The 14,009-nt window shown below is 73.1% G+C and carries 12 protein-coding genes; 6 read left to right on the forward strand and 6 right to left on the reverse strand.

The window, feature by feature from the left end:
• Positions 1 to 75 precede the first annotated feature (75 nt).
• Both ACZ6K0_RS36370 and ACZ6K0_RS36375 read left to right on the forward strand, forming a co-directional pair.
• On the forward strand, positions 76 to 1,308 hold the full coding sequence (locus ACZ6K0_RS36370; protein ID WP_469235662.1) for a sensor histidine kinase: 1,233 nt from the start codon (positions 76 to 78) through the stop codon (positions 1,306 to 1,308).
• On the forward strand, positions 1,305 to 1,934 hold the full coding sequence (locus ACZ6K0_RS36375; protein ID WP_376407924.1) for a response regulator: 630 nt from the start codon (positions 1,305 to 1,307) through the stop codon (positions 1,932 to 1,934). The genes ACZ6K0_RS36370 and ACZ6K0_RS36375 overlap by 4 nt, the downstream gene beginning before the upstream one ends.
• Here the strand turns inward: ACZ6K0_RS36375 and ACZ6K0_RS36380 are convergent.
• Positions 1,924 to 2,256, reverse strand: a complete 333-nt coding sequence (locus ACZ6K0_RS36380) for a DUF5955 family protein (RefSeq protein ID WP_376407926.1) — start codon at positions 2,254 to 2,256, stop codon at positions 1,924 to 1,926. The genes ACZ6K0_RS36375 and ACZ6K0_RS36380 overlap by 11 nt on opposite strands.
• A gap of 220 nt (positions 2,257 to 2,476) precedes the next feature.
• On the opposite strand from ACZ6K0_RS36380, the gene ACZ6K0_RS36385 reads away from it, so the two are divergent.
• The 3 genes from ACZ6K0_RS36385 (at position 2,477) to ACZ6K0_RS36395 (ending at position 6,353) form a co-directional block, all read left to right on the forward strand.
• A complete protein-coding gene (locus tag ACZ6K0_RS36385; protein WP_469235665.1) occupies positions 2,477 to 3,091 on the forward strand; it encodes a nucleotidyltransferase family protein in 615 nt (204 codons plus the stop codon).
• Between the two features lie 252 nt (positions 3,092 to 3,343).
• Entirely contained in the window at positions 3,344 to 4,966 is a 1,623-nt protein-coding gene (gene aceB, locus ACZ6K0_RS36390; RefSeq protein ID WP_376407928.1) for a malate synthase A, read from the forward strand.
• A 241-nt stretch (positions 4,967 to 5,207) separates the two neighbouring features.
• Positions 5,208 to 6,353, forward strand: coding sequence for a GDSL-type esterase/lipase family protein (locus ACZ6K0_RS36395; protein WP_469235667.1), 1,146 nt, complete (start codon positions 5,208 to 5,210; stop codon positions 6,351 to 6,353).
• 12 nt (positions 6,354 to 6,365) lie between these two features.
• Here ACZ6K0_RS36395 and ACZ6K0_RS36400 read toward each other — a convergent pair whose 3' ends face one another.
• Positions 6,366 to 8,228: a hypothetical protein gene (locus tag ACZ6K0_RS36400; protein ID WP_469235669.1), complete on the reverse strand. Its 1,863-nt coding sequence runs from the start codon at positions 8,226 to 8,228 to the stop codon at positions 6,366 to 6,368.
• Between the two features lie 65 nt (positions 8,229 to 8,293).
• On the reverse strand, positions 8,294 to 9,265 hold the full coding sequence (locus ACZ6K0_RS36405) for a fibronectin type III domain-containing protein (RefSeq protein WP_469235671.1): 972 nt from the start codon (positions 9,263 to 9,265) through the stop codon (positions 8,294 to 8,296).
• Positions 9,266 to 9,396: 131 nt separating this feature from the next.
• Here ACZ6K0_RS36405 and ACZ6K0_RS36410 point away from each other — a divergent pair, with 131 nt between their 5' ends.
• Positions 9,397 to 9,984 carry a hypothetical protein gene (locus tag ACZ6K0_RS36410; RefSeq protein ID WP_469235673.1) on the forward strand — a complete coding sequence of 196 codons (588 nt, stop codon included), beginning with the start codon at positions 9,397 to 9,399 and terminating at the stop codon, positions 9,982 to 9,984.
• Positions 9,985 to 10,009: 25 nt separating this feature from the next.
• Here ACZ6K0_RS36410 and ACZ6K0_RS36415 read toward each other — a convergent pair whose 3' ends face one another.
• From ACZ6K0_RS36415 to ACZ6K0_RS36425, 3 genes are all read right to left on the reverse strand, one after another.
• On the reverse strand, positions 10,010 to 10,738 hold the full coding sequence (locus ACZ6K0_RS36415) for an aspartate/glutamate racemase family protein (RefSeq protein ID WP_469235754.1): 729 nt from the start codon (positions 10,736 to 10,738) through the stop codon (positions 10,010 to 10,012).
• A gap of 101 nt (positions 10,739 to 10,839) precedes the next feature.
• The gene (locus ACZ6K0_RS36420; RefSeq protein WP_469235756.1) at positions 10,840 to 12,189 is read right to left on the reverse strand and encodes a nucleobase:cation symporter-2 family protein; all 1,350 of its coding nucleotides are present in this window, start codon (positions 12,187 to 12,189) and stop codon (positions 10,840 to 10,842) included.
• Between the two features lie 397 nt (positions 12,190 to 12,586).
• A complete protein-coding gene (locus tag ACZ6K0_RS36425) occupies positions 12,587 to 13,975 on the reverse strand; it encodes an 8-oxoguanine deaminase (RefSeq protein WP_469235674.1) in 1,389 nt (462 codons plus the stop codon).
• Positions 13,976 to 14,009 lie beyond the last annotated feature (34 nt).

Genomic DNA, 14,009 nt, shown 5'->3' on the forward strand with positions numbered 1-14,009 from the left:
GGCTCCGCAATCAAACTTTCGATTGAGTCCGGATTGTCCGTTCCCCGTCCGGCCCCTGTCTACGCTGGAGGGGACATGGATCCTCGCTCTCTCACCCCCGCCCTGCGCGTCCTGCGCCTCTGCCTGCATCTGCTGATGGCGGGCCTCCTCGTCCTCACGGCGGTACGGGCCGACTCGGCCGCCGGGACGGTGATGGCGGTGGTCGTGGGCGCGGTCTACGCGGCCGGCTCGCTGCTGCCGTCCGTGGGCCGCTCGCAGCGGGCCGCCGCCGTCTGGCTCGGCGTCCTGGGCGCGGCCTGGCTGGGCCTGCTCTGGCTGACCCCCGACGCGCTGTGGGTGGCCTTCCCGCTCTACTTCCTCCAGCTGCACCTGCTGCCCACGCGCTGGTCCCTGCCGGCCGTCACCCTGACGGCGGGCGCGGCGATCCTCTCGTACGTCGGACACGGCGCCCCGCTCAACCCGGGGGTCTTCATCGGGCCGCTGCTCGGCGGGGCGGTCGCGGTGGCGACCGTCCTCGGCTACCAGGCCCTCTACCGGGAGAGCGAGCGGCGGCGCCGGCTCATCGAGGAGCTGATCGAGACCCGGGCGGAGCTGGCGGCGGCGGAGCGGCACGCGGGGACGCTCGCCGAGCGCGAGCGGCTCGCGCGGGAGATCCACGACACCCTCGCGCAGGGCCTGTCCTCGATCCAGCTCCTGCTGCGCGCCGCCGAGCGGGCGCTGCCGCCGGGCTCCCCGGCCGCCGGTCACATCGACCGGGCGCGGCAGGCGGCCCAGGACAACCTGGCGGAGGCGCGGCGCTTCGTCCGCGCGCTGTCGCCGCCGGACCTGGAGCACGGCTCGCTCGCGGCGGCCCTGGAGCGCCTGTGCGAGCCGGGGGCCGGTTCCGGACCTGACGGGTCCGACGGACCTGACGGGTCCTACGGGTCCTACGGCGCCTACGGACCGGGGGCCGGGCCGCGGGTCCGGTTCTCGGTGAGCGGGACGCCGACCGAGCTGCCCACCCCGTACGAGGTGGCGCTGCTGCGCATCGCGCAGTCCGCGCTCGCGAACACCGTGCGGCACGCCTCGGCCTCCCGGGCCGAGATCACCCTGTCCTTCATGGACGCCTCCGTGACCCTGGACGTCGTCGACGACGGCAAGGGGTTCGACCCGGGTTCCGTACGCCAGTCCCGGGAAGGCGGCTTCGGGCTGCCGGCGATGCGGTCGCGGGCCGAGTCGCTCGGCGGCACGTTCACCGTCGAGTCCGCCCCCGGCCAGGGCACGGCGGTGGCCGTGTCCCTCCCCCTCCCCGCTGGAGTCTCCGCATGACCACCATCAGGCTTCTCCTCGCCGACGACCACCCGGTGGTACGGGCGGGCCTCCGCGCGGTCCTGGACACCGAGCCGGACTTCACCGTGGTCGGCGAGGCCGCCACGGCCGAGCGGGCCGTGGAGCTGGCCGCCGCCGGGGGCGTGGACGTCGTCCTGATGGACCTGCAGTTCGGCGCCGGGATGCACGGTTCGGAGGCGACGGCGGCGATCACCGCGGTGCCCGGCGGGCCGAAGGTGCTGGTCCTGACGACGTACGACACGGACGCGGACATCCTCGCGGCGGTGGAGGCGGGCGCCTCCGGCTACCTCCTGAAGGACGCGCCGCCGGAGGAGCTGGCGGCGGCGGTACGGACGGCGGCGGCCGGGCAGTCGGCGCTCGCCCCGGCGGTGGCCCACCGGCTGATGGACCGGATGCGGACCCCGGCGGAGGCGCTGACGAAGCGGGAGCTGGAGGTGCTCCAGCTGGTGGGCGAGGGCCTGTCGAACCAGCAGATCAGCAAGGCGCTGTTCCTCAGCCAGGCGACGGTGAAGTCGCACCTCGTGCACATCTTCGCGAAGCTGGGCGTGGACTCGCGCACGGCGGCGGTGGCGGCGGCGACGGCCCGGCGGCTGATCAGGCGGTAGGGCCGGATCCCGGATCGGGCGGCGTCCCGAAGAGCTCGACGGCGCGGCGGACCCCGGCGAGGCCCTCGGCGAGCGCGCTCACGGAGCCGAGCGAGCCCGCGACGATCAGCAGGGAGCGGCGCAGCCGCCGTACCTCGGGGACGCCGCTGAGCGCCATGGCGTCGAGGGCGGCGAGCTCGCCCTCGGCGATGCCGCGATCGGCGAACTCCACTCGGTGACCGGCCAGTTCGCGCCGGAGCCGGGACACCGCGGACCGCAGTTCGGCCACCCTGGGATCCACGCCCTCGCCGGTCACTCGCCTCTGCCCCACGCTTCGCAACATGGTTCTCCCCCTCGCACGACACTGTGCGCAGAACACTCCGACCCCACCGAACACACCCCGCCGAAAGCGCCTCGCCGAGCACGCCTCGCCGGCCCCCGGACGGCGGTCGGGCGCCGGGAGACGCGGGCCAGTTAACTCCTTCGCCACCCCGGCGCGCCACCCCGCACGGCCGGAATTCAGGCGAGCGTGTGATTCCGCGTCATGAGGTATGCAGTCCCCTATGACTGCCACCGAAGATCGAACCCCGCTCGTCGCCGGACTGCTGCTCGCCGCGGGAGGCGGGCGGCGCCTCGGGGGGCGCCCCAAGGCCCTCCTTCCCCACCGGGGGCGGCCCCTCGTCGAGAACGCGGTGCGCGTGCTGCGCGAGGGCGGCTGCGAGGTGGTGCACGTCGTGCTCGGGGCGGCGGCCGGGACCGTACGGGAGCGGGCCGAGCTGTCCGGGTGCGTGCTCGTCGAGAACCCGGAGTGGGCCGAGGGGATGGGGTCCTCCCTGCGCGCCGGGCTCGCCTCGCTCGCCGCGGATCCGCGCGGGGTGGACGCCGCGCTGGTGTTCCTGGTGGACCAGCCGGGGATCGGGGCCGCGGCGGTGGCCCGGGTCCGTGCGGCGTACCGCTCGCGGGATTCGCTGGCGGCGGCCTCGTACGACGGGGAGCGGGGTCATCCGGTGCTGTTCGGCGCCGGGCACTGGGCCGGGATCGCCGAGGGCGCGGTCGGCGACCGGGGGGCCCGCGACTATCTGGCGGCGCACCGGGATGCGATCACGCCGGTGGACTGTTCGGATGTGGCCGAGCCCTACGACATCGACACGGAGGCGGATCTGGCCCACCTGGAGTGAGCGACCGAAAGTGAGCGGCACGGCACGAGGCGTGGCACGCAGCGCCATGTTGTGTCGATCCAGAGAATCTCGACATCAACAAACCATTGAACTTCCACCATGAGGAAACTAGTATCCACTGTTCAGAAGCGCCTGCCAGTTCCGAAGGCGCTTGCGGCCGTATCTCGGCGCCTGCGGCACTCCGTGCCGTCCCGCGACGCCCGGCGGCCGTCTGGCACCGCCCGTGAAGTTCGCTGAAGGAAGTGACAGTTCATGTCCGCACCAGCGCCGTCCCCCCTGGCCGTCGTCGATGCCGAGCCCCTGCCGCGTCAGGAGGAGGTGCTCACCGAGGCCGCCCTGGCCTTCGTCGCCGAACTGCACCGGCGGTTCACTCCGCGCCGGGACGAACTCCTCGCCCGCCGGGCGGAGCGTCGCGCCGAGATCGCCCGCACGTCCACCCTGGACTTCCTCCCGGAGACCGCCGCGATCCGCGCCGACGACTCCTGGAAGGTCGCACCGGCCCCGGCGGCCCTGAACGACCGCCGCGTCGAGATCACCGGTCCGACCGACCGCAAGATGACGATCAACGCGCTCAACTCCGGCGCCCGCGTGTGGCTCGCCGACTTCGAGGACGCCTCGGCGCCGACCTGGGAGAACGTGATCCTGGGTCAGGTCAACCTGATCGACGCGTACCAGCGGAACATCGACTTCACGGACCCGCGTTCCGGCAAGTCGTACGCCCTCAAGCCCGCCGGCGAGCTGGCCACGGTCGTCATGCGGCCGCGCGGCTGGCACCTGGAGGAGCGTCACCTGACCTTCGACGGACGCCCGGTGCCCGGCGCGCTCGTCGACTTCGGCCTGTACTTCTTCCACAACGCCCAGCGCCTCATCGACCTCGGCAAGGGCCCGTACTTCTACCTCCCGAAGACGGAGTCGTACCTGGAGGCCCGCCTCTGGAACGACATCTTCGTCTTCGCCCAGGACTACGTCGGCATCCCGCAGGGCACCGTCCGCGCCACGGTCCTCATCGAGACCATCACGGCCGCGTACGAGATGGAGGAGATCCTCTACGAGCTCCGCGACCACGCCGCCGGCCTGAACGCGGGCCGCTGGGACTACCTCTTCTCCATCGTCAAGAACTTCCGTGACGGCGGCGCCAAGTTCGTCCTCCCGGACCGCAACGCGGTCACGATGACGGCCCCGTTCATGCGCGCGTACACCGAACTCCTCGTCCGCACCTGCCACAAGCGCGGCGCGCACGCGATCGGCGGCATGGCGGCCTTCATCCCGTCCCGCAAGGACGCCGAGGTCAACAAGGTCGCCTTCGAGAAGGTCAAGGCCGACAAGGACCGCGAGGCCGGCGACGGCTTCGACGGCTCGTGGGTCGCGCACCCGGACCTGGTCCCGATCGCGATGGCCTCCTTCGACGCCGTCCTCGGCGAGAAGCCGAACCAGAAGGACCGCCTCCGCGAGGACGTCTCCGTGGCTCCCGGCGACCTGATCGCGATCGACTCGCTCGACGCGAAGCCCACCTACGACGGCCTGGTCAGCGCCGTGCAGGTCGGCGTCCGCTACATCGAGGCGTGGCTGCGCGGCCTCGGCGCCGTCGCCATCTTCAACCTGATGGAGGACGCGGCCACCGCCGAGATCTCGCGCTCGCAGATCTGGCAGTGGATCAACGCGGGTGTCGTCTTCGAGAACGGGAAGACGGCGACTCCGGAGCTGGCCCGCGAGGTCGCCGCCGAGGAACTCGCCGCGATCCGCGCGGAGATCGGCGAGGAGGCCTTCGCGGCCGGCAAGTGGCAGCAGGCCCACGACCTGCTCCTGCACGTCTCCCTCGACGCGGACTACGCGGACTTCCTCACGCTCCCCGCCTACGAACAGCTGGTCGGCTGACCGCACAGCGGCCGAACAGCGCTCGGAAGAACCCACAGATCAGGGCTCTGCCCCCGGTGTCCGCACAGACACCGGGGGCAGAGCCCTGTTTCCGTTCCCTGGCTCCTCACAGGTGACGTGACGGAACCGAGATATGCAGCTACCTAGCGGTAACAAGTCACGGCGTGCGAGATTCCGCCATGCCACCGGCCGGAGGCTGTCCCCCACGTCACTGCGCACCGCATACCGCAGGAGCACAGCCATGCCTTCGACCCCCCACCGTGCCTTGCGCGGACTCCTGGCCCTGTGTACCGCGGCCGGGCTCGCCTCCGTCGCCGCTCCACCCGCCCACGCCGCCCCCGGCACCGGCCCCACAGCCGTCGTCACCATGGGCGACAGCTACATCTCCGGCGAGGCCGGACGCTGGCTGGGCAACAGCCTGACCAACTCCGGCAGCCGCACCGGCACCGACCGGGCCTGGACGGGCAGCGCCTACGACCCGTCCCGGGTGTACGGAGCCACCGCGGGCGGCTGCCACCGCTCGGACACCGCCGAGGTGAGGAGCGCCGGACCGCTCGCCTCGTCCCTGATCAACCTCGCCTGCTCCGGGGCGACCACGAAGAACGTCGTCCGGGCCTCCCAGGGCGGCCAGGCCTACAAGGGCGAGGCCCCCCAGGCCGACCAGCTGGCGGCCGTGGCCGCCTCGCACGACGTGGAGCTCATCGCGCTCTCCATCGGCGGCAACGACCTGGGCTTCGCCGACATCATCGAAACCTGCGCGAAGGACTACATCGTCTGGTACTCGTACTGCCACGACGACCAGCAGGCCGAGGTCGACGCGCGGATCGACGGCGTGATGGCGGACGTCGGCCGGTCGGTCGACGAGATCCGGGCCGTGATGACGGGCGCGGGCTACTCCTCGTCGGACTACCGGATCGTGCTCCAGTCGTACCCCTCCCCCATCCCGCGCGCCGCCGAGAACCGGTACGGCGAGAGCGGCTGGGCCCGTACCAACACCGGTGGCTGCCCCTTCTGGAACGCGGACTCCGACTGGGCGCGGGACTCCCTGGTCCCGCAGCTCGCGAACCGGCTGAAGGGGGTCGCGGCGGCCAAGGGCGTGCAGTTCATGGACCTGCGGGACGCGCTCCAGGGCCGCGAGGTCTGCGCGAAGGCGAGCAAGCAGGTCACGTCGACCGTGCCGGCGTCGGCGACGACGAGCGAGTGGGCGCGCTGGATCGACAGCCAGAGCACGCAGGGCCTCGTCCAGGAGTCGATGCACCCGAACGCGTACGGCCAGCAGGCCCTGGGTCGGTGCCTGGCCCTCGTCCACGCCCGGCCCACCGGGAACCACAGCTGCAAGAACACGGCGGGTTCCGGGGCCTCGGGGATGTACCTGACGGCGGGGTGACCCCGCCGGGGCTCAGGGCATCGTGATGCCCAAGGGGCCGAGGACCCGGGCGGTCTCGTGCCGGTCCGCCTCGGCCATCGCCCGGACCAGGGCGGCGGAACCGCCGGGCCAGGCGGCCGCCGCCGCGTCGAAGGCGGCGCGGCGGGACTCCAGGGGCCCCGTCTTGCCGGGCAGTGCGTCGAGGACGTACAGCGCCCGCGCCGAGGTGGGGACCTGGAGGTGGTCCGCCCGCTCGCCCCTCGCGCTCAGGACCTCGTGGGCGTACGCGCCGATCACGGGGTCGCGCAGGGCGCCGCGGAGGGCATCGGCCGGGGCGGCGCCCGTGTCGAGGACGGCGAGGAGGCCCCGGGAGTCGGCCGCTTCGGCGGTGCCCGCGTGGGCGGTGCCGAGGGCGGCAAGCAGCTGGGACCAGGCCTCGGCGGTGTCCACGCGCGCGTGCAGCCAGTCGCCGAGGACCCGCGCGGCGGACGACGCGGGCCAGCCGGTGGCGGCGCCGACCAGGTCCTGCGCGGACCAGCCGGCGGTCTCGGCCGCGTCGGGCGCGGCGATCCCGCGCACCCGGAGCAGATAGCGCACGACGCCGGCGCCGCGCGGGGTCAGCCCGAAGGCGTCGCCGGTGCGGAAGAGGAGGCCGGTGGCGGCGAGCCGGTCGACGACCGCGGCGAGGTCACGGGCGGGTCCGGTGAGCCGTTCCCGGTCCGCCTCGGTCAGCTCCGGCGCCCCGAGGAGCCGTACGAGCTCCGCCAGGGGCGGGGTCGCGTACGCCTCCGGCGCTTCGGCCGGGACGGGTACGGGCAGGTCCTCCAGGGCGGGGTCGACGGACCAGTCCTCGTACTCGGCGGCCTTGCGGGCGACGGACTCGGCGGAGCAGCCGCGCTGGTACACCACGTACAGCAGGTGCGCCGCCTCGCCGGCGTACGGGCCGAACTCCCGTTCCTCCCCTTGCTCCCCTTCGTCGCCTTCCTCGTCTGCCTCGTCTGCCTCGCCTTCCGCGCCTTCCGCGAGGCTCTCGACGGCGGCGGCGAGCGCGTCGGCGGCCGACTCCACGGCCCCGGGGCCGGCCGGCGTCTCGACGGCGGGCGGCGGGGGCACGGGGGCGGCGGAGTCGCCGTAGTAGTCGAGGTGTTCGTCGAGGAGGGCGTCGGCGAGGACGAGGTGGGGGAAGTCGTCGGGGCCGGGGGCGAACCGGGCATACGGCCCGGCGAGCTGTTCGGCGAGCCCGGCGGCGGTCCACCGGTCCAGGAGCGCGGCGGCCACCTGCCCGATGCCGGTGGCGACGGTGTGGTCGGTGAGCAGCGGTCCGGCGGCCGGGGCGGACTCGGCGTCCCGTACGTACGCCCGGGTGAGGGCCTCGGCGAGCAGGACGTCCGCGAGGGCCGTGCGGCCCATGAGGTCGGCCCGGCGCACCCCGTCGGGGAGCGGTGCGCCGTCGAGGGCGGCGAGCCGTCGGCGTACGTCCTCGGGGTCGGCGAGATCGGTGCCACAGGCCCGCAGGAGGGAGGCGTACCAGCGGTGCCAGGTGAGGTTGCCGGGGTCGTTCATGGCGCGCTCGAAGTCGGGCGCGGCCTCCGCGACCACGGCGACGACCTGCTCGCCGCGCCCTCCGTCGAAGCGCGCGGCGAGCGCCCCGAGCACGGCCGGATAGGCGGCGAGCTCCCCTGGCGCCGCGTACACGAACGTGGGGAGGTCCTCCACGAGAAGGTGCCGCACGAGCCCGGGCGTGGGTTCGGGCACCCCGGTCCCCCGGTCCGCCCCTCGCAGGGCGAGCAGTCCCAGGACCGCTTCGGCGGCACGCGTGAAGGCGGGGTCGCGGCGCTCGGGCGTTCCGTCGAGGAAGCTGTCGAGCCCGGTGTTGGTGAGAACGGTCTCGGCCACGCTTCCCAGGGTAATTCCGGGGAGGAGATTCCGGGCATGCAAGACATTCCGTCAGCGCGTTCGGCTCAGCGGACCACCACCACGCGGGGCGCCGAGAAGTCGCCCCAGGTGCCGTCGGGAAGTTGGGCGCGGAGGGTGACGGTGTAGCGGGTGCCCGGGGGGTCCTGGACCGGGAAGGTGTAGGTGGCGCGGGCCGGGGGTGGTGTGGTGCCCCAGACGATGGTGGTCGCGAAGCGGCCGTCGAGGTGGAGTTCGTGGTGGGTGACGGGGGCTCCGGTGTCCGGCGGGGTCCAGGTGAGGGTGATCTCGCCCTTGGCGGCCGTGGCGGTGAGGTGCTCGGGCGCGGTGTTCGGGGGTGCGCCGGGGGCGGAGGCGGTGGTGAGTTCGACGCGGGGGCCGTCCGGGGAGGAGTTCTCGGCGGCGTCGCGGGCGCGGACCGTGAAGGCGTAGGCGGTGCCGGGGCGCAGGCCGGTGACGCGGGCGGTGGTGGCGGTGCCGGGGGCGGTGTGGACGCGGGTGTCGGCCTGGTAGACGTCGTACGCGGTGACGCGGGTGTCGTCGCGGGACGGGGTCCAGGTGAGGACGGCGGCGCGGCTGCCGTCGGCGGTGGCACGCAGTGCACGCGGGGCGGTGGGGGGCGTGCGGTCCTCGGCGTTCGCGGGGAGGGTGGTCGCGGCGACGGTGGCGCTCGGGGGCGAGGCATTGCCGGCGGCGTCGCGGGCGCGGACGGTGAAGGCGTGCCGGCTGGCGGGCGCGAGTCCGACGACGTCGGTCATCAGGGTGGTGGCGGGGAGCTCCTTGACCTCGCGGCCCTCGCGGTAGACGACGTAGCCGGTGACGGCCCGGTCGTCGGTGGCCGCGCTCCACATGACGTGGACGGTGGTCGCGCTGCCGGCGGTGGCGGTGACTCCGGTGGGGGCCGTCGGGGCGGCCGTGTCCTTCGGTGGGGGTTCCGCGGCGCCCGAGCAGGCGGAGAGGGCGAGCAGGAGGAGCGCCGTGACTGCGGTCAACAGGCGTGCGGGGAGCGGGCGTTGCACGGGAAGCCCTCCGTCCGTCGAAAAGGTCCAGACCTATATCGCACAGTCGGGCCGACCTCGGCAAGAGGGCGTTGTCAGTGGGGTGCGCTTCACTGGAATCGTCACGCTCCGTAGTTGATCGAGGGGGAATCATGACGGACCGTACGACCTATGTGACGCTCACCGGTGTGCGCCGCCGCGGCTGGACCGATGCGATGGTCCGGGACCTGCTCGGCTCGCCCGACGTGCAGGGCCGCGACCCGCGCCGCTGGTCCCTCACGCCCGTGCGGCTCTACCTCCTGGTCCGGGTGGAGACGGTGGAGCGGACGGCCGAGTTCGCCGCGGCCTCCCTGGTCTCGGAGGCCCGGTCCGCGGCCGCCGGGGTGTACGCGGAGCGGCGGCGGGCCGCCGTGCTGAGCGCGATCCGCGCCGAGCCGATCGAGGTGCCGCTGCTCCCCGGGCCCGAGCTGGAGCGGCGGGCGGTCCGCCATCGGCACCTGCTGGGCGCGCGGGGCCCCGGAGGTGCCGGGGACGCCCCTTCGGAGGGACTCGTGCGGTGGCAGGTGAGCTACCTGCGGCACGCCCTCGCGCGGTACGAGTCGCTGCTCGACGGGCTGTACGGGGAGACCGGCCGCGGGGACGCCGAGCGGCTGCTGAGGCGGCGGCTGTACGAGGCGATCGCCGGGGCCTACCCGGCGCTGGCCCGGGAGTGCCGGCGGCGGATCGCGGTGGAGCGGTGAGGAGGAGCGGATGGGTGAGGGGGTCTCAGCCGCTCAGCAGGCGGGAGAGCGCGCGGCAGGCCGCCGGGATCGGGGCGACGACCTCGACCGCGCACCGGGCGCGCAGCTCCTCGGCGGCCTCGCCGAGCGGTCCGCCGCCGATGACGACGGCCCGTGCCCCGTCCCGTTCGGCGCAGGCCCGGACCGCCCGCTCCAGCCGGTCGAGGAGCAGTGCGGGGTCGGCGGAGAGGCGTTCGGGGGTGCCGGCGGTGAGCCGGATGCCCGTGTACAGGTCGGCGAGGCCGAGGTCCGCGACCCGCTCGGCGATGGCGTCGGCGAGCAGCGGCGTGGTGGTCGCGATGCCGAACGGCCTGCCGTCGGCGGCGGCTTCCAGGAGGGCCGCCTCGCCGAGGCCCGCCACGGGCAGGGCGGTCGCGGCGCGCAGCGCCGCAAGGCCGGGGTCGCCGAAGGCGCCGACGAGGAGCGCCGCGCAGTCGCCCTCGGCGGCGGCGCGGAGCCCGGCGGCGAGCACCTCGGCGGCGGCGGCGCGCAGGGCGGCGGGGTCGGTGAGCATGCCGGGGCCCCGGGGCACGGTCACTCCGCGGACGGTCGCCCCATGGGCGATCACCCCGTGGACTGTCGCCCTGTGGACTGTCACCCCGTGGACTGTCGCCCTGTGTGCGGTCGCACTGTGGACTGTCACCCCGTGGGCGGTCGCGGCACTGGTTGTGGCGCCCAGCTCCCGCAGGGTCCGGCGGGCGATGGCGGTCATCATCGCGGTCGTCGCCGTGGAGGTGTTGGGGTTGATCAGCACGACGGCCCCGGGCCCCGCGGCGTGCGCGGGGACCGGGGCGATCGGTGGGATGAGGAGCGGGCTCAGTGGACGTGCGCCGCCTTCGCCGTGGCACTGCCGGAGATGTCCTCGCCCGGTTCCATGGGCGCGGTCACCTCGTCGTCGTCCTGGCCGCGGCCCAGGTGGTTGAAGACGATGTTGAGCAGGACGGCCGCGACACAGCCGGTGGAGATTCCGGAGTCCAGGATGATCTTCGCGGTCTCCGGGAAGGCGTGGTAGAACTCCGGCGCCGTGATCGGGATGATGCCGACGGCCAGCGAGACGGCCACGATCAGGACGTTGTTGTCCTTCTCCAGACCGGCCTTGACCAGCGTCTGGATGCCGCTGGCGGCGACCGAGCCGAACAGGACGACACCCGCGCCGCCGAGGACCGGCCGGGGCACGACCGAGATCAGCGAGGCGGCGACCGGGGAGAGGCCCATCAGGACCAGGAAGCCACCGCCGCAGGCGACGACGAAGCGGCTGCGGATCCTGGTCATGGCGACCAGCCCGATGTTCTGGGCGAAGGCGCTGCACATGAAGCCGTTGAAGAGCGGGCTGAGGGCGGAGCCGAGGGTGTCGGCCCGCAGACCGGCCGCGATGGTCTTCTCGTCGGCGGGCCGTTCCACGATCTCGCCGAGCGCCAGCATGTCGGCGGTCGACTCGGTCATGGAGACCAGCATGACGACACACATGGAGATGATCGCGGCGAGGGCGAACTGCGGGGCTCCGAAGTGGAACGGCGTCGGGAAGCCGACGATGTCCGCCTCGGTCACCGGGGAGAAGTCGGTGACCCCGAACGGTATGGCGATCAGCGTGCCGATGACGAGGCCGACCAGGACGGCGACCTGCTTGAGGAAGCCGCGGGTGAAGCGGCGCAGCAGCAGGACCACGACCAGCGTGATGCCGGCGAGCGTCAGATAGGTCGTCGAACCGTAGTCCTCTGCCCTGGGATTGGGCCCTTGGGCCCAGCCGAAGGCGACCGGCAGGAGGGAGACACCTATGAGGGTGATCACGGTGCCGGTGACGACCGGTGGGAAGAACCGGACGAGCCGGGAGAAGAAGGGGGCGGCGAGGAAGCCGAGCACTCCGGCGACGATGATCGCGCCGAAGATGATGGGCAGTGCGTCGGTCTTGTCGTCGGTGGTGTCGACGATCGCGAGCATCGGGGCGACACCGGCGAAGGTGACGCCGTTGACGAACGGCAGCTTGGCGCCGATCTTCCAGACACCGAGGGTCTGGAGGAAGGTCGCGAGACCGGCGGTGAAGAGGCTCGCGCCGGTCAGGAAGGTGAGTTCGGTGCCGGAGAGGCCGACGGCCGCTCCGACGATCAGGGGCGGCGCGACGACGCCCGCGTACATGGCGGCCACGTGCTGGAGGCCGCTCGTGAGCATCTTCAGTGGGGGCAGCGTCTCGTCGACCGGATGCTTCTCGTGGTCTTCGGGGGCGGAGCCTGCGTCTTGTGCATTGCGAACCTGGGGCTTGGCGGCCACGGCGGTTCCTCCGGTCGGTTACGCGTCGGCGGGGACGCGGGGTTCAGGGAGGTGGTGCGATGCGGTGCGAAGTACAGGAGGTGCGGCTCGTCGTGCGGTGGGGCGGTGCGCTGGGGAGGAGGCGCGGCGGGGGGTGCCGACGGAGGTGAAGGCAGGCGTGAAGGCAGGCTTCACCGTCCCGGGAGGTGCCGTACGTCTTCTGCGTACGGCACCTCCCGGTCGGGCTGCCGCGGACCCCGCTCGGGTCCGCGGCGACCGACCGAGGGCCGTCCCCCTCGGTCGGACTCCATGGGGAGGGTCAGCTCTGGGCCGTGATACGGGCCAGGCGCTGCGCCTCCGCACGCGCGTCGCGCGCGATCTGCTCCTCGTCGGCGAACAGCAGTCGGTTGTTCTCGACGATCTGCTTGCCGTTGACGAAGGAGGCGGTGACCGGGGCCGCGGCGCCGAAGACGACGGCGATGACCGGGTCGGCGATCGACGAGTGGCCGAGGCCGTCGATCTTCCAGAGGACGAAGTCGGCGAGCTTGCCGGCTTCGAGGGAGCCGATGTTGTCGGCGCGGCCGAGGACCTGCGCGCCGCCGTAGGTGCCGAGGCGCAGGGCCTGGCGGGCGTTGAGCGCGGCCTCGCGGTGGGCACCGAGGCGGTTGATGAGGAGCGCGTTGCGCAGCTCGGTGTGGAGCTCGCCGGACTCGTTGGACGCGGTGCCGTCGACGCCGAGGCCGACCGGGACGCCCGCCTTCAGCATGTCCGGTACGCGGGCGATGCCCGCGGCGAGGCGCGCGTTGGAGGACGGGCAGTGCGCCACACCGGTGCCGGTGCGGGCGAAGGCGGCGATGTCGGAGTCGTTCATGTGGACGCAGTGCGCCATCCACACGTCCTGGCCGAGGAAGCCGGTGGACTCGAAGTAGTCCGTCGGGCCCATGCCGAAGAGCTCGTGGCAGAACTTCTCCTCCTCCACGGTCTCCGAGCCGTGGGTGTGCATGCGCACCCCGAGCCGGCGGGCCAGCTCGGCACCCTGCTTGAGCAGCTGGGTGGAGATGGAGAAGGGGGAACAGGGGGCGACGGCGACCTGGGTCATCGCGTCGAAGGAGGCGTCGTGGAACTTGTTGACGGTCTCCTCGGTCGCGGCGAGCGCGCCCTCGGTGGTCTCGACGGCGAAGTCCGGCGGCAGGAAGCCGTCCTTCTCGCTCATGTCCATCGAGCCGCGGGCGAGGGTGAAGCGGACGCCCATGTCGGAGGCGGCACCGATGATGGCGCCGGACAGGTCGCCGGAGTTCTTCGGGTAGACGTAGTGGTGGTCCATGGCGGTGGTGACACCGCCGCGGGCCATCATCGCCAGGGAGCCCTGGGCAGCGACGCGGACCATCGACTCGTCGATGCGTGACCAGGTCGGGTAGAGCGCGACCAGCCAGTTGAAGAGGTTGTGGTCGGTGGCCAGACCTCGGGTGATCCACTGGTAGAAGTGGTGGTGGGTGTTGACCAGACCGGGCGTCACCAGATGACCGGTGGCGTCGATCCGGCGGACCACGTTCTCCAGGCCCTCGGGCGCCTTGCCGGCACCGAGGGACTCGATCTTGTTGTCGGCGACGACGAGGTAGCCGGAGGCGTACTCGGTGTCGTTCGCGTCGACGGTCGCGATCGCCGCGTTCTCGATGACGATGCGCTGGGCTGCCGAAGGTGCTGCCATGGCGGTGCTTCCTTCATTCCTCGGGGGTGGTGTG

Source organism: Streptomyces sp. NPDC042346 (genome assembly GCF_055581845.1).